Genomic DNA, 18,143 nt, shown 5'->3' with positions numbered 1-18,143 from the left:
CCGCCCTACGACTTTGGCCCTGTAGGGCGGAAGAGCGCAGCGTCATCCGCCGTTCCGCGTTGGCTCAGCCGCCGACGCCGATTCCGGACTCCAGCAGGTCGCGGTAGTCGAACCACTCGGACAGGTCGGCCTCGATGAACTCGCCCGCCTTCAGGTAGCCGAGGATCTGGCGTCCCTCCGGGGTGCTGTCGGTGTCGAGCAGGGCGGCGCGCAGTTGGTTGATCAGTTCGGGTCCGAGATCAGCCCGGGCGACCAGCGCGTAGTTCGTGAATTCGGGCGTTTTGTAGACCACCGGGGCGTGCTGCTGCAGGTCCTCGCTGGCTTTGTCCCAGGACGCGTAGTTCATCGCGCCGAGCGTGTAGGTGCCGTTGGCGACCATCTGCATCACCACATCGTGGCTGCCGCTGTATGCCACGGTGCGGAACACGCGCTCGGGCGGCAGGCCCGCCTGCTCGATGAAGAACTTGCGCGGCATCAGGTGGCTCGAGGTGCTGCTGCGGCTGCCGAAGGTGAAGGTCCAGTTCCGGCCCTGCGCAGCACTCGCCAGTTCGCCGAGATTCGCTACCGGTTCGATGCCGGAGCCGTGATGCGCGACGAAGTAGGTGACGAAGCCCTTGTCGATGTCGCGGGTGCCGAGAACGACGAGGTTGTCCTCGCCCATCTGCATCATCGCCTGCGCGGTGGTCACCGCCCCGAGCCAGGCGACGTGGGCGCGTCCGGTCGCGAGCGCGGTCACGCTGGCCGCGTAGTTCTCGACGTGCATGTACTCGGTGGGGATGCCGACTGCGTTGCCCAGGTGGGCGGCGAGCGCGCCGAAGTTCTCGCGCATGCGGTCGGCGTCGCCGTCGTCGGGAATCGCGGTGATGATCAGGCGTTGCGGATGCTGGGTATCGGCATTGGCGTTTCCAAAGCCGGCGGCGAGCAGGGCAGCGGCAGTCAGCAGGACGGTCAGGAATCGTTGCATGGGTCGCTCCTCGGTGGTGGTTCACTCGGGAATCGAAAGGCGCGGGAATTCCTTGCAGACAAGGTCGCGATCCACGGACCGAATCGGGTTTCCCGGGCTGCTGTTCGATCAAGCACTCGCGCCGGACCGGCGACGACCTGACCGATGTCCGCCCGGACATCCCAGGTCGGGAGAATCGGTTGGCGGAAGGGCGCGGGAGTCGAACCCACCCGGGACCGCCTGACGGCCCCAACCGGTTTTGAAGACCGGCCGCACCACCGGGCACGAAGCCCTTCCTTCACCGACCACGTCCTGCGCCACACGGGCGACTGACCCGATACCTGCCGGGGGCAGGTTCGGCCCGAAAAACCGCGCGGCAGCGGGTATGTCCCACGTCCGCGCCAACATCTGCGCCGGGGAAGCCCCGGCGCCCTTCGGCGGATGACGGCCTTCGGCCTTTTCCGCCCTACCACCTTGGCCCTGTAGGGCGGAAGAGCGCAGCGTCATCCGCCGTGTTGCACGGCGATCACTTACCGCAGCTTCAGCAGCGAATCCGGGAAGATCCGGTGCTCGTCGCCGACCCGGCGAGAGTAGCCGATGCGGTCGAAAAACTCGAGGATCTGGATCGCCACCTTGCGGCCGGTCGCGATCCGGTCCCGGAACGGGGCCGCGAGCGCCTTGCCCTCGTGTTCGGAGAGATCGCGGGCAATCGCCGCCAGGTCTGCGACCGCCGCGCGCGTGTAGTAGTGGTCGTGCGCGACCTTGTAGACCTCTCCCATCCCCGCGAGCTGGCGCATCAGGCGGCGTACGCGATCCTCTTCCAGCCGCAGTGCCCGGGCGATGTCACGGACCCGAGGCGGGTTGAAAGGTCGGGCGCCGAGCATCGGCCGGATGTCCTGGAGCCAGATCCGTTCGTCGGTGGGTGCGAGCGTCACCTGGTGTCCGGGCAGATGGATCCACGGCGCATTCAGCACGACATCGCCCGCGGCGGTCATCTCGTCCAGCAGCGCGCCGAACACCGGCCGTTCGACCCGTGGGGCCGCGCGCCGGCGCAGCCGTTCGCGGTCGGGCCCCAGACGCTCCGGGTGCCGTTGGTGCTCCTCCGCGAGCATCGCCAGCGTGCGCTGGCGCAACGCATCCCAGTGTTCAGGGGCGAACGCGACCGGGCCGGCAGCTGTCTCCACCGCGCGCAGCCCTGCGCTGATCGCCTGTGCCGAGGCCCAGCTGTCGTCCAGGTTCCACATGCGGGTGAAATCGCGCAGGTTCAGGCCGCGCTCGGCATGCGGCAGCATCGCTGCCAGTGCCTCGGTCGGGTCGTCCACGGCGAGCGCTCGCAACAGCGCGATCCGGGCCGGGCGCCGCCGTCCGCGCGCCGGCGGCCGGTCGTCGAGCACGGTCCCGCCGGCAAGGTTGTGCCGGGCGGAGGGATCGCGCAGCACGAAGCGGTCGCCGCGCAGCGCGTGGGTCTGGTTTTCGAGCACCAACTGAGCGAAGCCCTGGGTGCCCGGCTCGATGGCATCGCCTTCGAGCACCGCGACGCGGGCCATCAGGCGCGCGGATCCCAGGTGCAGGTGTACCGGGCTCCAGTGCCGCAGCGGCTTCGGCGCGTCTCCTGGCACATGGACCCGGGCGTCGATGCGGGCCGAGGGGCGATGCAGCTCCGGGTCGATGACCCAGTCGCCGCGCGCGATCGCATCCTTGTCCAGCCCCGGACCGGTCAGGTTCAGCGCGCAGCGCTGACCGGCGATTCCGGTCTCGGCGGCGCGGTTTTGGGCGTGGATGCCGCGCACGCGTACCGGTTGTCCGGACGGCGACAGCACGAGTTCGTCGCCGACCCGGACCTGGCCCGCGTGCGCGGTGCCGGTGACGACGGTACCCGCGCCGCGCAATGTGAAGCGCCGGTCGATGGCGAGCCGGAATCGCCCGGTGCCGGGACGCGGGGGGATTGCTGCCGCGGCCGCGTGCAGGTGTTCGCGCAGTGCGTCGACACCGGCCCCGGTCATTGCCGAGACCGGAAATACCGGGGCTTGGGCCAGGCCGGTCGGTGCGAGCAATGCCCGAACCTCGCCCTGCAGGGCGGCGAGCCGTGCCTGATCGGCGAGATCGATCTTGGTCAGCGCGACCGCGCCGCGATTCAGACCCAGCAGTTCGAGAATCTCCAAGTGCTCGCGGGTCTGCGGCATCGGGCCATCGTCGGCTGCGATCACCAGCAGCACGAAGTCGATACCCGTCGCTCCGGCCAGCATGTTGTGCACGAGCTTCTCGTGGCCGGGCACGTCGACGAAGCCGAGCACCTCGCCCGACGCGAGCCGCTGGTAGGCGTAGCCCAGGTCCAGCGTGATCCCGCGTGTCTGCTCCTCGGCCAGCCGGTCGGCGTCGATCCCGGTCAGGGCCTTGACCAGCGCGGTCTTGCCGTGATCGATGTGGCCGGCGGTCCCGACGATCATGGCGCTGAGGCCTCCGCGCCGGCGAGCTGCGCCGTAAAGCCCGCCTCGTCGTCGAGGCAGCGCAGGTCCAGCCACAGCGCGCCGTCGTGGATGCGGCCGATCACGGGCGCGGGCAGTTCCCGCAGTTCCCGCTCGAGGCGTTTCAGCGCGGTCCCCGATCCGCGACCGGAGCGGCGCGGGCGCAGCACCAGCGCGGCGCTCGGCAGCCGGTCGACCGGCAACGCGCCGCTGCCGATCTGGCTCGCGCAGGGTTGTACGGTCACCGCGAACCGCTCGCCGAACGCGGTCGCTAGCAATGGCTGCAGACGCTGCGCCAGGGACTGGATCTCGGCCTGGGGGCGGGTCAGCAGCCGGAGCGTCGTGAGCCGCTCGGCCAACCGGTCGGGATCGCGGTAGATCTGCAGCACCGACTCGAGCGCCGCAAGCGTCATCTTGTCGACGCGCAGCGCCCGCTTCAGCGGGTTCTTCTTGATGCGTGCGATCAGGTCGGCGCGTCCGACGATCAGCCCGGCCTGCGGACCCCCGAGCAGCTTGTCGCCGCTGAAGGTCACCACGTCGGCGCCGTCGCGCAGGGTCTGCTGGACCGTGGGTTCATGCGGGAGCCCCCACCGCTCCAGGTCGACGAAGGTGCCGCTGCCCAGGTCGACCATGAACGGCAGATCGTGGCCGTGCGCGATTCCGGCCAGCTCCCGTTCGGGGACGGCCGCGGTGAAGCCCTCGATTGCGTAGTTGCTGGTGTGGGCTTTGAGCACCAACCGCGTGCGCGGGCCGATCGCGGCTTCGAAGTCACGCGCATGGGTACGGTTGGTCGCGCCGACCTCGACCAGCCGGCAGCCGGCGCGGCTCATCACCTCGGGGATGCGAAACGCGCCGCCAATCTCGACCAGTTCGCCGCGGGAGATCACCACTTCCTTGCGCAAGGCCAGTGTGTTCAATGCAAGCAGCACGGCCGCCGCGTTGTTGTTGACGACAGTGGCGGCCTCGGCCCCGGTGAGTTCGCGGATCAGGCCGTTGATCAGGTCGTCGCGGTCGCCGCGCCGGCCGCGGTCCAGGTCGAACTCCAGGTTGCAGGCGCTCGTGGCCGCCCGCGCCGCGGCTTGTGCCGCCTCTGCAGGCAGCGGCGCACGACCGAGGTTGGTGTGCAACACCGTACCGGTCAGGTTGAAGACGCCGCGCAGTTGGGGCGTCGCGGTGCGCTCGAGCCGGATGCGGATCCCGGCGAGCAGACGAGACGGTTCGAAGTCCGCCGCGTCCGGCGTGTCTCGGCATCGGAGCTCGTCCAGGCGGGCGCGGATCGCGCCCAGCACCGGCTGCCGTCCATAGCGCTGCTGCAGACCGATCGCATCGGGGTGCGCCAGCAGTCGGTCGACCGCGGGCGGACGTGGCCTGGCAGCCATGTCGGTTCGGTCGGTAGAGTCCTGCGGTGTTTCGGGAAGGTTCATCGGTCCTGCTCGGCTGTCGGACGGCACGCCCGAGAGGCTCGCACGGGTCGATGAGTCGAAACCTAGACCACCTGCGCCGGTCGTGCCAGTCGCCGGACACGCGCAGTGCGGCCGGGCGCGCGCTTCGGAGCGGGCAGGGAGCGGGTGTCACGGCACGGGACCGGTTTCGAACCGGCGGTGATGTGGCCGGTTCCTAGCTCGACGACCCGGTCGAGTTCCTGAAGCACACTTTAGGCTACGTCGCTCGCTGTGGGATGGGCCGGGCCTCGCTCAGGAGGTTGCAAAGCGCCGGTGCGCGAGCATGATCATACCTGCCAACAGCAGCGAGCCCGCGAACACCAGCAGGGTGCCGCCCACGTCGTTCATCAGTCCTGGGTTCAGTACCAGCACCAGCGCCAGAGCCACCATGATCGTCCCACCGACCAGCTTGAGCACGCGTCCGTGATTCTCCTCGAAGCGCCCCATGCGCAGCGTGACCAGCGCGGCCACGAACACCACCAGCTCGATCAACAGATAGATCAGCAGGTAAAGGCCCAACAGCAGCAGGAAAGCCATGCCGGCGATGTTCTGATCGGCCACGATGCCGCTCCAGACCACCGGGAAACCGGCGGTGCAGGGCAATTCGACGAGGGCGATTCCGGCCGCCATCACAATGGTCGCCGCAATCAGGGCGAGCCCGGTCAGACGCCGATCCATCAGGCCGCGGATACCCTTGTAGATGCCCGGCTTGTGGCTTTCGGCGATGGTGAACGACGGACCCGTGCGAAACCAGAAGTAATCCTTGATGTTCACCAGCCCGAAGGTCAGCGCGAACGCCGCCACCAGCCACTGCACCCAGGTCAGGTACAGCACGTAGCTCAGCACGCCGAACACACCCGCGATGAATGCGCCGTAGATCAGAGCCGTGGTGGTCAGGAACGTGATGCCCACCAGCGCGATGCGCCCGCGTGATCCGGAGTGGATCACCAGTCCCAGTAGCAGCGTCAGCACCCAGAGCGAGCAGGGGTTGAACCCGTCGATGAAGGCGATCAGCGCTGTCGTCACCACCACGGGCTGAACACCGAGATTCACCGACCCGAGCAGGGGTACGTCGAGGCTGTGTGTCGCCGAAGGGGCGGCCGAGTCGGAAGGCAGTTCCGGAACCGCTTCGACTGCGGGTGTTTCCGTGGCACGCTGCTCTCGACTTGCAAGCCGGGCGATTTCGGACCGAACCGTCGCCTCGATCTCGCGGCGAATATCCGGTCCGTCGCCGATCCACGCCTTTCCGCCGAGGAAGATCGTCGGCACCGATCCCGGCTCGACCCCGTGGGCGAGCGCGAGGCTCACAAACAGCGGATGATGGGTCCGCGTGCGCGAGATCTCTCGTTCGTCGACGGTCAACTCGGGGTAACGCTGTTCCAGATCGCGCAGGAACGGCTTTTGGTTGATGCAGTGCGGGCAGCTCTCGGACCAGAACACGTACATCCGCACTTCGGGGTCCGGGGCCGGGGGAGCGCCAGCGTCCGCCGCCGCCGGAAGTGCCAATAGCGGCGAGAGCAGAACGACCAAGAACACCAGCAGGCGTGCAGCGCGGCGCAACGGCAGTCTCCTTCACAATCGCTTGCCTCATTCTGGCAACCGGCGTCGATCGGTTCCAGCGATCAGCATTGACCGGAGGCAGGAAAGCCGTTGTGACCTGGGTCAACGAAACGCCGTTTGCCGCAGAAATCGCTGCACGTGGGTCGGGTGATCGGCAACCTTCAGGAGAGGAACCCGAAAGCGGCATCCGCGAACGGCAGGCAGGCGGTGTGACCGTTCAGGCGTGCGACGCGATCTGTGTGCCGCGGTCGACGCGCCGCGCGAGCGGGTAGAGTTCCTCGCATTCGGCCTGGATGCGCCGCGAGACCAGCCGGAAGATGTCCCCGGCCTCGGAGAGGAAGCGCTCGTGGTTGTCGATATGCAGGCCGCTACGGCACCAGCGCCCGACGAAATCGTTGAACAGTCTCTTGATCTCCTTCTCGCCCTCCAGGAACCGTCGTGCCGTATTGTTCACGGCGACGTCCCGGTGGGTCAGCAACTCGCCGTAAACCTGGGTGTTGTTGCGCTCGAAGTGTTCCTGCACGCGTTCGACATATCGGTCGAGCAGGTCGTTGGCGATCGCGGTATCGCAGAGTTCGCGTTCCCCGATCAGGTGCGCGAGCACCTTGGTCAATTCGGCGATTTCGTGGTTCTGGCGGTTCAGTGTGTCCATCGAAAGCATCGCGGAAATCCTCCATCAGCGGTTGATTCGCGGGAACGACGTGCTCGTGGTGGCCTCTGACGGGCCTTTTGTCGCGCGGCGGCTCGGCCAAGGATTCCCTCGGGCCCAGCGCCGCCGGGCCGGGAACTCGAAGACCCGGTCGTTGCGGCCTCGGGTCCGAACACACGCGCGGACCCAACCCGAGGGACATGCGATCCTCTGAACGGGCAAAGCCAGCCTGCGGTCCGCGCTGGCCCCGTCCGCAACCTGCAGCCGATGCGTTCCCCTTCACCGAAAATAGCACATGGCCACGGGGATGACCCGGCTCGATGCGGACTTCTTGGCTGGAACGCGGGTTTTGTTAGCGTGAAAGTCTCCGCCTGTCTCGTGTCCCGGGCGACCCGTAGGGCGGAAAAGCGCAGCGTCATCCGCCGTACGGCGTTCGCGCCTCCCCGGCGCCTGCGGTAACCCCGGCGCCAGCTGGCGGATGACGGCCTTCGGCCTTTTCCGCCCTACGCCTCTTTCATCCTCAGGGGTGGCTGCCCGCGCCATGACAGTTAGCGTGAAAGTCACGGCCGGTCTCGTGTCCCGGGCGACCCGTAGGGCGGAAAAGCGCAGCGTCATCCGCCGTACGGCGTTCGCGCCTCCCTGGCGCCTGCGGCGACCCCGGCGCCGGATGGCGGATGACGGCCTTCGGCCTCTTCCGCCCTACGCCTCTTTCATCATCGGGGGTGGCCAAATAGGCCATGGAAGTTAGCCCTTCTCGTGCGGCTCAAGCGACGTTCAAAGGGCAACGTCCCGCGGCGCGCTCGGCTGCGATTCTCGGGGCGCGATCGGTGCGGAAATGGCTGCGGCCGCCGATTCTGGCGGCACATCGAGTGCCGCAGGGAAACGCCGCAAACTCAGGGTTGCGCTAGCAGCGCAGGCTGGTGTCGCGCATCGGGCAGGGTTTGACTTCGCCGCCGGCGGCGATCCACGAGGTGATGCCGTGGGAAACGTTGTATACCTGCTCGTAGCCGGCTTGCTCGATCAGCATCCGGGCCAGCGCATCGGTGCGATTGCCGGTGCGGCAGATCAGCACCACCGGCTGTTGCGGATCGGTGAGTTGGCCGAATAGCGCCGGGAACTCGCGAGTCAGCCGGCCCTGTTCGTCGAACGCGGTGACCAGATAGCTGCCCTCGACCACGCCGGTTTCGCGCCACTCGTCGGGGCGGCGGATGTCGATCACCATCGCACCGTCCCGGACCATCTGTTCCAGCTCGGCATTGTTCAGCTGCTCGTACGGGGGCTCCGGCAGCAGCCCGATCGCGAGCCAGACCGCCGCGGGAAGCAGCAGGAGCCCCAGCACGATGATGGCGAGTTTCTTCTTCATCGGCGCGATTCTCGCAGCAAGGATATCCGTGCCCGTAATACCCCTGGCGGGGTTGGGATTGTCGCAGCGCGGATCCCGTGTGCCTCGCGATCGCGGCACGGGTCAGGGCGTGCCCTGGTCTCGGTCGTTCGTCAGGAACCGGTCGCCGAGTTTGATCAGCGCGGCGGCGACGGCGATTCCCAACACGAGGATCAGGATCTCCGGCAGGTTCGGCCGATAGGACTGGACCCCACCGTACCCGTCAGCGGTCGGCGCCAGCGACATGAGCTGCCCGGCAATGATGAAACTGTATTGCACCCAGAGCACGGCCACGATGGCCAGCAGTGCGAGCAGGCGCGGCGCGAGATGCAGCAGCGCGGCAGCGATGATGAACGGCGCCAGCATCGAGACGCCCGCCCAGCCGATCATTCCGGGGACAGTGCTGTGCGCCTCGTAGGCCACGCGTATCAGCAATAGCGCCGCGAGCAGCAGTGCGGTCGGCCGGAAGATCCGCTCTGACGTTTTCGTCAGCGCACTCTGCGGGCGCAGCAGCACGATCGCGGCCGTGCCGCTGACCAGTGCGGAGACCAGGGTGACGATCGCCAGGAACGCTCCATGGAAACCCGGATGCCCGATCACCGTACCGAACGCTGCGCCGATGGTAATGGCCGCGGCGGTCGCGATGACCAGCGTGCCCCAGGCCAGCGGCAGATCGAAGACGCGCTGTCGCCCCGTCAGGTCCAGCGCTAGCTTCACGATCAGCAGCACCGGCAGCGCCGAGTACAGCGCGACGATCCACCAGAGCGGTGAGCCCAGGTTCCACGCGAGCAGGGTCCGGATCAGATTTGGTACGGACCCGAAGTCGGTCGCCAATGCCGTGAAGCCCCCGAGCAGCATTCCGACCGCCATGATCAGCAGGGCTCGCGTATCCCGCGTGATGGCTTCATCGTGTTTGAGCAGCCCGTAGGCCAGTACCAGCGAAACGCCGGTGCTCATCAACGCGAGAAAGACGTAGGTGATCCGCGGCAGTGTCCACACCAGCGCGTTGGCGGTCGAGAACAGCGGGCCAAAGAGCCACTCGTATAGCGCCAGCGCCCCGCCTGCGACCAGTCCGACCGCGATCAGGATCCAGGTGGGGGTGAGAAAACCCTTCACACTGACGTTGGACCTCATGACTTGGCTCCTTGACGTTCGCCGGCAGGGCGGGCGGCTCCCAAACGACGCTGCGGCCTGTCGTCACCGACGCGAACCACCCTTGGCTGGGGCCAGCCATTCGTGCAGCCCCTTGCTTACCTCGCTGTTCGGATCGCCGGCGCCGCCGAAATCACCGCCGCATGGATCGCTACGCCCCGCCACGCCGTGCTCGCGGCAGGAGGCTTCGCCCTTCGCGATCAAGGGTTGATCAGCGTTTCCCAGCAGCCCAAGTCCGGCAGGCTGCTAGCGGGTGTCGGCGGTTTCCTCGCCCGGGATGAAGAACAGGTTCGGCCCGTTGCGCAGATGGCCCTCCTCTGCCAGCAGCAGATCCAGCCCGAGACTCGCGAGATCGTCTGCGACCGCGTCCACGTCGAAGTCCTTTTCCATATAGAAGATCTTCAGGTAGCTTTGGCACTCGCGGCAGGCCTCGGCCTTGATCGCTCCCTGGTCGCCTTCCAGACCCAGGTACTCCAGGCCAGTGGTCGCCTCGCAGTTCGAGCACTTCACACGTACCAGGTGCCATTCGCTCTCGCAGAGGGAACAGTGCAGGTAGCGCAGACCCTGCTGCACGCCACCGATCTGCACGACGCTCGCGACCGGGGCACTGCCGCAGACCGGACAGTGGCCCGGGTGCGGTTCCGGGTCGGACCGGATGACACCGAAGTCTTCCACAGGCAGGGCCGTTGCCAGCTGGGTCCAGTAGACCTGCAGTGCCGCTGCGACCAACGGCGTCCGCGCGGGATCGGCCATCGCCAGATCTCCGTCGAGCACCTGCCGTGCGACAGTGTCCAGCTCCGCGCGGTCCATGTTGCGCAATGCGTCGATCGCGGCCCGGGTCGGCGCCGGCGCGGCGGTTTCGACGTCGGCAAGGATCCCGGCCAGCACTTCATGCCAAACCGGTTCCGGCCGCCATGACGATGCGCTGAACACCGGTTCGCCGCGCCGGCGCTGCTCGGCCAGTGACAGGCCCGGGGGCAGCGACACGCTGCCCGCGTCCAGTCGATCCAGCGCGGCCTGTTGTGCCCGCGCGACCGAGGCCACGAACATCAGGAACGGTTCCAGCGGGTGATCGCTCGCCAGCTGGAGGAGACGGTCGGCCCGCCGCCGGAAGACGTGCTTCCGGTCGGCGGCCCGCACGAAGGGCGCTTCCTGCGCGGGCAGGCGGATCTCGCCCGGTTGGATGACTGCACTCACTTTTTCTGCCCCGAGGTCATTTCTTCATACCACAGCGGATGATGCTTGCGCGCCCACTTCTCGGTGACCGTACCCCGCAGCATCGCCTGCGTCGACCCCTTGATCCAGAAAATCGCCGAGTAGATGTGCACGATCATTCCCAGCAGCAGGACCACCGCGCTGATCACGTGGATCACGGCGGCAGCGCGCACCACTCCGATCGGGAACAGCGGCGCGAACCAGGGCTGCCACAGCGCAATGCCTGTCAGCAGCAACAGGATCATCGTCACGACCAGCGTCCAGAACAGCAATTTCTGGCCCGGGTTGTACTTGCCGATCGGAGGCAGGTTTTCCTCGCGGTTCTTCATTACGTCGCCGAGTCGCCCCAGCCACTTGAAGTCATTCCCGGTCAGCAGGTTGTGCTTCCAGTACTTGACCATCGCGATGAAGAAGAACACGAACATCGCCACACCCAGCAGGGGATGCAGCGCGCGCGCCCACTGGCCACCGCCGAAGAAGGCGGTAAGCCAGTACAGCGAAGGGTGGAAGAACGCCATTCCGGACATCGTTACGAGGATGAAGGCCAGGGCCAGCAGCCCATGGTTCACCCGGTCACTGGCAGTGTAGCGCTGAATCAGCTTCGGTCTTGCGCTCATGGCTCAATCCTCCTTGTCCGTGGCGGCTGCCGCCCGGGGCTTGTCGTCGTCCTCGTCGTCCTCCGCGTCGTTCGGCCCCACGGCGAAGTAGTGCACGAAGGCCCCCAGGCTCGCGATGCCGAGCAAGGCAAGGCTGAACGGCTTGGCCAGTCCCTTCCAGAAATCGACCGCAGCGCTGATCTTCGGATCCTTTGGCAGGCCTTGATACAGCTCGGGCTGATCGGCGTGCTGCAGCACGTACATCACGTGCGTGCCGCCGACGCCCTGCGGGTCGTACAGCCCCGCCTGGTCGTAGCCGCGGGATTTCAGGTCCGCGATCCGCCCGTCGGCATGCTTCTTCATGTCCTCCTTGGATCCGAAGGTGATGCAGCCGGTCGGGCAGGTCTTCACGCAGGCGGGCTCCATGCCCACCGCGACCCGGTCCGAGCAAAGCGTGCATTTGTAGGCCCGGTGATCCTTCTGCGAGATTCGCGGGATGTCGAACGGACAGCCGGCGATGCAGTACCCGCAGCCGATGCAGTGCTCGGAGACGAAGTCGACGATCCCGTTCGCGTACTGCACGATCGCGCCGGGGGCCGGGCAGGCCTTCAGACAGCCCGGGTCGGCGCAGTGCATGCAGCCGTCCTTGCGGATCAGCCATTCGAACTCGAACTCCTCGGGCTCGACTTCGGCGAAGCGCATCAGCGTCCAGGTGCTCGGGGTCAGGTCCAGCGGGTTGTCGTAGACACCGACGTTGGTGCCGATCTCTTCCCGCAGGTCGTTCCATTCCGCACACGCGACCTGGCAGGCCTTGCAGCCGATGCATTTGGAGACATCGATCAGCTTCGCGACCTCGACCCCCTCCCGAATGCTGGGAGGGGTCCGGTTCGTGGCGGAGCGTGCGGTGATATCAAGCGATTGCAGTGATGACATGGCGCACCTCCTCAGGCTTTCTCGATGTCGACCAGGAACGCCTTGAACTCAGGCGTCTGCGAGTTGGCGTCGCCCACATACGGGGTCAGCACGTTGGCCAGGTAGCCCTTGTTGGTCAGCCCCGCGAAACCCCAGTGGATCGGGATTCCCACGGTGTGGACGACCCTGCCGTCGACATTGAGCGGCTTGATGCGCTTGGTCACCACACAGGTGGCGGTGATCTCGCCGCGGTTGGACATCACCACCACGTCGTCGCCGCTGCGGATTCCCTTCTCCTGCGCCAAGACCTCGCCGATCTCGACGAACTGCGAAGGCTGGGTGACCGCCAGCGACTGCGCGTGCTTGGTCCAGAAGTGGAAGTGCTCGGTGAGCCGGTAGGTGGTCGCCGCGTACGGGAACTCATCGGCCTTGCCGAAACTCGCCCAGTCGCCGGGGAAGACCCGTGCCGCCGGGTTGTTCGTCGCCTTCGGGTTGTCCCGATGCAGCGGGTTGTACCCGAGTGGCGACTCGAAGGGTTCGTAGTGCTCGGGGAACGGCCCCTCATTCATGCCGGCGAACAGGCGCGCCACGCCCTCCGGCGTCATGATGAACGGCATCACCTCTTCCTCCGGATCCGCGGTCGGGCGCATGTCCGGGATGTCCGGTCCGCTCCAGCGCTGGCCGTCCCAGGCCACCGGTGCGCGCCGGGGATCCCACGGCTTGCCGTCGATATCGCAGGACGCGCGGTTGTACAGGATCCGGCGGTTCGCCGGCCAGGCAAAGCCCCATTCGGGGTACACGCCGAGGCCCGACGGGTCTGCAGTGCTCCGCCTTGCGGTCATGTTGCCCTCGGCCGTCCATGCGCCGCTGTACAGCCAGTTGCCGCAGGCAGTGCTGCCATCGTCGCGCAACTGCGCGAACCCGGCTACTTGCTGTCCGGCCGGGATCGTGATGCGCCCATCGGCATCGCGGACGTCCGCCACCGCCTTTCCGGAGATCTCGCGCAGCAGCTCGCCGGAATCGGGCACCTCCGGGTTGTTGTACGGCCAGGTGACGTTCAGGATCGGGTCCGGGAACGCTCCACCCTCCGCCTGATACATTTCGCGGATCTTCAGGAACAGCCGCGCGACGATCTCCCGATCCGGCTTGGCTTCGCCGGGCGGGTTCGCGCCCTTCTCCTTCCAGATGATGACCCGGCCGGAGTTGGTGAAGGTGCCGTCCTCTTCTGCGAACAGGCCGGAGGGCAGGCGGAACACCTCGGTCTGGATCTGCGTGGGATCGACGTCGTTGTAGCTGCCGTAGTTACGCCAGAACTCCGAGGTTTCGGTGACCAGCGGGTCGATGATGACCAGGAACTTCAGCTTCGACAGCGCCTGGGTCATCTTCGCCTTGTGCGACACCGCCGCGACCGGGTTGAAGCCCTGGCAGATGAAGCCGGTCATCTTGTCCTGATGCATCAATTCGAACATCTGCATCACGTCATACGGCCGGTCGATCTTCGGCAGATAGTCGTAGGCGAAGTCGTTGTCCGCAGTCGCCGCATCCCCGTACCAGGCCTTCATCAGGCTGACGTGGTATTTCGGGTAGTTCTGCCACCAGCTGATCTGCCCGGGCCGGATGGGCTTCAGGGCCCTTAGCTCCATGTACTCGCCGAAGCTCTGGTGCTGGTCGTTCGGCAGGTTCAGGTAGCCCGGCAGGTTGGTCGTGACCAGGTTCATGTCGGTGATGCCCTGCACGTTCGCGTGACCGCGCAGCGCATTCACGCCGCCGCCCGGCATGCCGATGTTGCCCAGCAGCAGCTGGATCATCGCCATCGTCCGGATGTTCTGCGAGCCCTTGGTATGCTGTGTCCACCCCAGCGCATACAGGATCGTCATGACCTTGTCGGGCGCGGAGTGTTCGGCGATCGCTTCGCAGATGTGCAGGAAGCGGTCTTCCGGGGTGCCGGTGATCCGGCTGACTATCTCGGGCGTGTAACGCGAGAAGTGCGTTTTCATCAATTGGAACACGCAGCGCGGGTGACGCAGGCTGTAATCGACACGCGCAAAGCCATCGTCACGCATCTCGTAACCCCAGCTCGCCCGGTCGTAGCGCCGGTTGTCTTCGTCGTAGCCGGAGAACAGCCCGTCCTCGAACTCGTACTCGTCCTTCACGATGAACGGGGCGTTGGTGTAGTGGCGCACGTACTCGTGCTGGATCTTGTCGTTCGTCAGCAGGTAGTGGATCACGCCGGCCAGAAACGCGATGTCGGTGCCCACGCGGATCGGGGCGTAGTAGTCGGAGACCGCCGCGGAACGGGTGAAGCGCGGATCGACCACGATCAGCTTCGCGCCACGGTTGGCCTTCGCCTCCGTAACCCATTTGAAGCCGCAGGGGTGTGCTTCGGCGGCGTTTCCGCCCATCACGATGATCAGGTCGGCATTCTTGATGTCGACCCAGTGGTTCGTCATTGCACCGCGTCCGAAAGTCGGGGCCAGACTGGCCACCGTCGGAGCGTGTCAAATGCGAGCCTGGGTATCGACGGTAACCATCCCGTAGCTGCGCGCGGTCTTTGCGGTCAGGTAGCCGGTCTCGTTGCTGGCGGCGGAGCTGGCCAGCAGGCCGGTGGTGTTCCAGCGGTTGACCAGTTCACCGTTGTCGTTGCGGGTGACGAAGTTCGCGTCGCGGTCTTCCTTCATCCGCTTCGCGATGCGCGTGATCGCCTCTTCCCAGGAGATCCGCGTCCATTCGTTCGAGCCGGGTTCGCGCACTTCCGGGTACAGCACCCGGTTCGGGCTCTTGATCATGTCGATCAGGCCGGCACCCTTCGGGCACAGCGTGCCGCGGTTCACCGGGTTGTCCGGGTCTCCTTCGATGTGGATCAGCGCCGGATGGGCGTTCTTCGCGCCGCTGCCCAAACTGTACATGATCACCCCGCAGCTCACCGAGCAGTAGGGGCAGGTGCTTCGGGCCTCGGTGGTGCGTGCGAGCTTGAAGCTGCGCACCGACGCCTGCAGTTCCGTGGGCGAGAAGCCCAGCGCGACGAGGGTGGAGCTGCCCATCCCCGCCGCGCATATCTTCAAGAACGTTCGTCGTGTGACTTGCATCGACTCCTCCTCCTCGCAACTCGGTGCGGCGGGGCTTGTGCCCTCGTTGTGTGGTCGGCCGGACCGGTGGTTCGCCGGTGGAACCGGCCCACGGTTCGGTTACGGGGCAGAGCGGCGACGGTTCGGAGAAACCCGCGCCGCTGCCGCGAAAACCCCGTAATTCAGGAGTATAGGAGGTCGCTGGGGGTTTTCCAGAGAGTAGTACTTGCCTCGGTGGCTGGCAGACGAAACGAATTGGCCGTCCTCCGGGCGCCGCGTCGGCAGACTGCGAAACGACGTGGGCGCGCCGGCACCGGCCATGCCTCGGGGCGGGACGAATCCCTCAGCCAGCGAGCGATTCAGGGCCGCTGCGTGACCGGGTCCGGAAGCGCGCCGAGCCAGGCCAGTTCGGGTGGCAGTTGCGGCAGTTGCGAGTTGCGGGCGGTCTGCATCGTGTCGCTGGCGTCCAGCCGGACGTGGTCCGACCAGTGCACCAGGTGCAGGAACCCGCCGTGGTCTTCGATCAGCGCGGTACAGTGCTCCACCCAGTCGCCGGTATTGCAGTACAGCACGCCGTCGCGGGAATGGATCCCGGCCTTGTGGATGTGGCCGACGATGTGGCCGTCGAATCCCCGGTCGCGCGCGACGCGCGCCGCGGCCGCCTCGAAGCGGCCGATGTAGTCGCGGGCTCGCCCGACGCGGGTCTTGGCCCAGGCCGACAGCGACCAGTACGGAAGTCGCAGCAGCCGTCGGAGACGGTCGACCCAGCGGCCGAGCCGCAGCAGCACCTGGTACCCGAGGTCGCCCATCAGATGCTGGAGCCGGCTGTGACGGACCTCGGCATCGAACTGATCCCCGTGGCTGACCAGGAACCGGCGCCCGTCGGCCGTTCGGTGTTCGAGATCGCGCAGGATGCGCACCCCGCGGATTTCGCTGCCGACCAGGCTGCGCAGGGCCTCGTCGTGGTTGCCTGGAATGTAGACGACGTCGACGCCGCGGTCTGCCAGCGCCAGCACATGCTCCAGCACCGCGGTTTGCGGCGTCGTCCAGCACACCCGTCTGCGCATCGCCCAGAGGTCGAAGATGTCGCCGGCCAGCACCAGACGCTCGCAGTCGAGGCGCTGCAGGAAGTCGAGAAGGTAGTCGGCGCGGCAGTCGCGGGTGCCGAGGTGAACGTCCGACACGAAGGCGGTACGGCAGTCGAGTGAGCGCATCGCGCGGCTCCGTCAGTCCAGACCCCGCTAGCGTCGTTCGGGCGCGTTACCGGGGCATGGCGTGCGGTTGAACCTTTTCTGAACCGGGCTCGCGCTGCGCGCGTATGGGAGCCCGGTTCGGCTGTGCCATCGGGGTGGGGCGCGTTCGGTCGGCCCGAGGTTGGGCCGAGCCGCGACTCGGGCGACGAGCCGGCAACTGCGCGATTCGCCTTCAATTCTCGTGGCCGGGTCCGTCGCCCGAGTCGCGGCTCGCTGCGTTCCGCAATCGTTCTGCGTTCGCGTCCTGCGCGCGCGGCTCGTGGCGCTGCAGCACTTCACCGTAGAAGGCGAGCATCCGGCGGGCCATCACATCTGCCGACCAGTTCTGTACGTACGCCCGTGCGTCGGCGGCCAGTTCGGCGCGCAGTCTGTGGTCGCGCAGAATACGCACCGTCTTGTCGGCGAAGTCCGTTTCGTTGGGCTCTGGCACCAGCGCCCCGCGGTGGGCCGCGAGGATATCGCGGGTGCCCAGTGCGGACAGGGCCACCAGCGGAACGCCGGACGCCATCGATTCGAGCAGCACCAGGCCCTGCGTTTCGGTATGGGAAGCGAACACGAACGCGTCACCAGCGGAGTAGCAGTCGAGCAGTTCGCGCTCGCGGTCGAGGTAGCCGAGAAACATCACGTTGCGCTCGATGCGCAGCTGCATCGCCAGGCGCTGCAGGTGGGGTCGCGCCGGGCCTTCGCCGACGATCATCAGCAGCACATCCGGAACCTCCCGGGTTACCTGCCCGAGCATTCGCAGCAGGAAATCGATGTTCTTCTCGTGTGCGACCCGGCCTACGTGCACCAGCACCGGGCGGTCCGCGGGAATCCCCAGTCGATCCCGGAAGCGCGGGCCGTCGCCTCCCTGGAAGCGGTCAATGTCAAGCCCGGTGGGGATGACCTGGGCCGGCTTGTCGACGCCGTACGCTTCCAGCGTCTCGCGCACGGGCGTCGACGGGACGACCACGGCATCGACCTGATTGCACTGGCTGCGGGTGAAACGTCGCGCCACGTGACGCAGCCACCGCGCGGGAAGCCAGGGCAGATAGTGCGACAGGTAGTCCTCGAAGTGGGTGTGATAGGTCTCGACCAGCGGGAGCCCGAGCTTGCGGCGCAGATGCAGCCCGGCATAGTGGGCGACGAACGGCGTCTGCACATGCAGCAGGTGATAGCCGCGCTGCGCCAGCTCGGGAAGACTGCGGCGGATGAAACGGCCCGACATCATCCGGTCTTCGGGGTCGAAGAAAAGGTAGTGCGAGGGAACGCGCCGGAGACCGGGCTCGGTCTCGCGCTCCGTGCCGGGATACGCCGGCGCGATCAGGTCGACCTCGTGCCCCATCGACCGGAGGTCGCGCCGGAATGTCTGGATCGACGTGGACACGCCATTGATCCTGGGAAAATACACATCCGACAGCATCAGGACACGCATGGGTTTCCATCGGCGCAGGGCTAAGGGGCGAGGATCGACAACAGCCCTGACCGGAGGCATTGCGATCCGGGCCGGGTTTACAGGGTATCGTGAAAC

14 protein-coding genes and 1 tRNA gene are annotated in these 18,143 nt (G+C 66.8%); 1 reads left to right on the top strand and 14 read right to left on the bottom strand.

What is annotated here, in order from left to right; all coding sequences use genetic code 11:
- Positions 1 to 64: 64 nt before the first annotated feature.
- From phnD to THITH_RS11325, 6 genes are all read right to left on the bottom strand, one after another.
- The gene (phnD, locus tag THITH_RS11345; RefSeq protein ID WP_006747964.1) at positions 65 to 964 is read right to left on the bottom strand and encodes a phosphate/phosphite/phosphonate ABC transporter substrate-binding protein; all 900 of its coding nucleotides are present in this window, start codon (positions 962 to 964) and stop codon (positions 65 to 67) included.
- Between the two features lie 180 nt (positions 965 to 1,144).
- A tRNA-Sec gene (locus tag THITH_RS18580) sits at positions 1,145 to 1,240 on the bottom strand.
- Between the two features lie 233 nt (positions 1,241 to 1,473).
- Positions 1,474 to 3,390, bottom strand: a complete 1,917-nt coding sequence (selB, locus tag THITH_RS11340; RefSeq protein ID WP_006747965.1) for a selenocysteine-specific translation elongation factor — start codon at positions 3,388 to 3,390, stop codon at positions 1,474 to 1,476.
- A complete protein-coding gene (gene selA / locus THITH_RS11335) occupies positions 3,387 to 4,832 on the bottom strand; it encodes an L-seryl-tRNA(Sec) selenium transferase (RefSeq protein ID WP_006747966.1) in 1,446 nt (481 codons plus the stop codon). The genes selB and selA overlap by 4 nt, the downstream gene beginning before the upstream one ends.
- A 270-nt stretch (positions 4,833 to 5,102) precedes the next feature.
- On the bottom strand, positions 5,103 to 6,410 hold the full coding sequence (locus THITH_RS11330) for a glutaredoxin family protein (protein WP_006747967.1): 1,308 nt from the start codon (positions 6,408 to 6,410) through the stop codon (positions 5,103 to 5,105).
- A gap of 217 nt (positions 6,411 to 6,627) precedes the next feature.
- Positions 6,628 to 7,071 (bottom strand): hemerythrin domain-containing protein, encoded by a 444-nt coding sequence (locus tag THITH_RS11325; RefSeq protein ID WP_006747968.1) that lies wholly within the window; start codon positions 7,069 to 7,071, stop codon positions 6,628 to 6,630.
- Positions 7,072 to 7,600: 529 nt separating this feature from the next.
- Here THITH_RS11325 and THITH_RS19345 point away from each other — a divergent pair.
- Positions 7,601 to 7,807, top strand: coding sequence for a hypothetical protein (locus tag THITH_RS19345; RefSeq protein ID WP_084222663.1), 207 nt, complete (start codon positions 7,601 to 7,603; stop codon positions 7,805 to 7,807).
- Positions 7,808 to 7,963: 156 nt separating this feature from the next.
- On the opposite strand, the gene THITH_RS11320 is transcribed toward THITH_RS19345, so the two are convergent.
- The 8 genes from THITH_RS11320 to THITH_RS11280 form a co-directional block, all read right to left on the bottom strand.
- Positions 7,964 to 8,422 (bottom strand): rhodanese-like domain-containing protein, encoded by a 459-nt coding sequence (locus tag THITH_RS11320; RefSeq protein WP_006747969.1) that lies wholly within the window; start codon positions 8,420 to 8,422, stop codon positions 7,964 to 7,966.
- 102 nt (positions 8,423 to 8,524) lie between these two features.
- Positions 8,525 to 9,574: an NrfD/PsrC family molybdoenzyme membrane anchor subunit gene (locus THITH_RS11315; protein WP_006747970.1), complete on the bottom strand. Its 1,050-nt coding sequence runs from the start codon at positions 9,572 to 9,574 to the stop codon at positions 8,525 to 8,527.
- A gap of 264 nt (positions 9,575 to 9,838) precedes the next feature.
- Positions 9,839 to 10,789 (bottom strand): formate dehydrogenase accessory protein FdhE, encoded by a 951-nt coding sequence (gene fdhE, locus THITH_RS11310; protein ID WP_006747971.1) that lies wholly within the window; start codon positions 10,787 to 10,789, stop codon positions 9,839 to 9,841.
- Positions 10,786 to 11,424, bottom strand: coding sequence for a formate dehydrogenase subunit gamma (locus THITH_RS11305; protein ID WP_006747972.1), 639 nt, complete (start codon positions 11,422 to 11,424; stop codon positions 10,786 to 10,788). Before THITH_RS11305 ends, fdhE begins: the two co-directional genes overlap by 4 nt.
- Positions 11,425 to 11,427: 3 nt before the next feature.
- Positions 11,428 to 12,336, bottom strand: a complete 909-nt coding sequence (fdxH, locus tag THITH_RS11300; protein WP_006747973.1) for a formate dehydrogenase subunit beta — start codon at positions 12,334 to 12,336, stop codon at positions 11,428 to 11,430.
- 11 nt (positions 12,337 to 12,347) lie between these two features.
- Complete coding sequence (gene fdnG / locus THITH_RS11295; RefSeq protein WP_156925525.1) at positions 12,348 to 15,401, bottom strand: formate dehydrogenase-N subunit alpha; 3,054 nt, start codon at positions 15,399 to 15,401, stop codon at positions 12,348 to 12,350.
- Between the two features lie 338 nt (positions 15,402 to 15,739).
- On the bottom strand, positions 15,740 to 16,594 hold the full coding sequence (locus tag THITH_RS11285; protein ID WP_006747976.1) for a UDP-2,3-diacylglucosamine diphosphatase: 855 nt from the start codon (positions 16,592 to 16,594) through the stop codon (positions 15,740 to 15,742).
- A 211-nt stretch (positions 16,595 to 16,805) separates the two neighbouring features.
- On the bottom strand, positions 16,806 to 18,047 hold the full coding sequence (locus tag THITH_RS11280) for a glycosyltransferase (protein ID WP_006747977.1): 1,242 nt from the start codon (positions 18,045 to 18,047) through the stop codon (positions 16,806 to 16,808).
- Positions 18,048 to 18,143: the final 96 nt, after the last annotated feature.

It is taken from the genome of Thioalkalivibrio paradoxus ARh 1, from assembly GCF_000227685.2.
Classification (GTDB): Bacteria; Pseudomonadota; Gammaproteobacteria; order Ectothiorhodospirales; family Ectothiorhodospiraceae; genus Thioalkalivibrio; species Thioalkalivibrio paradoxus.
The sequence above is the reverse complement of the archived record's forward strand: the minus strand, read 5'-3'. Positions and strand labels throughout refer to the sequence as shown.

What these genes read in the sequence shown, in the direction of transcription:
- phnD (WP_006747964.1), bottom strand. Translation starts at nt 964, where the DNA reads ATGCAACGATTCCTGACCGTCCTGCTGACTGCCGCTGCCCTGCTCGCC.
- selB (WP_006747965.1), bottom strand. Translation starts at nt 3,390, where the DNA reads ATGATCGTCGGGACCGCCGGCCACATCGATCACGGCAAGACCGCGCTG.
- THITH_RS11285 (WP_006747976.1), bottom strand. Translation starts at nt 16,594, where the DNA reads ATGCGCTCACTCGACTGCCGTACCGCCTTCGTGTCGGACGTTCACCTC.
- THITH_RS11325 (WP_006747968.1), bottom strand. Translation starts at nt 7,071, where the DNA reads ATGCTTTCGATGGACACACTGAACCGCCAGAACCACGAAATCGCCGAA.
- THITH_RS11315 (WP_006747970.1), bottom strand. Translation starts at nt 9,574, where the DNA reads ATGAGGTCCAACGTCAGTGTGAAGGGTTTTCTCACCCCCACCTGGATC.
- THITH_RS11305 (WP_006747972.1), bottom strand. Translation starts at nt 11,424, where the DNA reads ATGAGCGCAAGACCGAAGCTGATTCAGCGCTACACTGCCAGTGACCGG.
- fdxH (WP_006747973.1), bottom strand. Translation starts at nt 12,336, where the DNA reads ATGTCATCACTGCAATCGCTTGATATCACCGCACGCTCCGCCACGAAC.
- THITH_RS19345 (WP_084222663.1), top strand. Translation starts at nt 7,601, where the DNA reads ATGACAGTTAGCGTGAAAGTCACGGCCGGTCTCGTGTCCCGGGCGACC.
- THITH_RS11280 (WP_006747977.1), bottom strand. Translation starts at nt 18,047, where the DNA reads ATGCGTGTCCTGATGCTGTCGGATGTGTATTTTCCCAGGATCAATGGC.
- selA (WP_006747966.1), bottom strand. Translation starts at nt 4,832, where the DNA reads ATGAACCTTCCCGAAACACCGCAGGACTCTACCGACCGAACCGACATG.
- THITH_RS11320 (WP_006747969.1), bottom strand. Translation starts at nt 8,422, where the DNA reads ATGAAGAAGAAACTCGCCATCATCGTGCTGGGGCTCCTGCTGCTTCCC.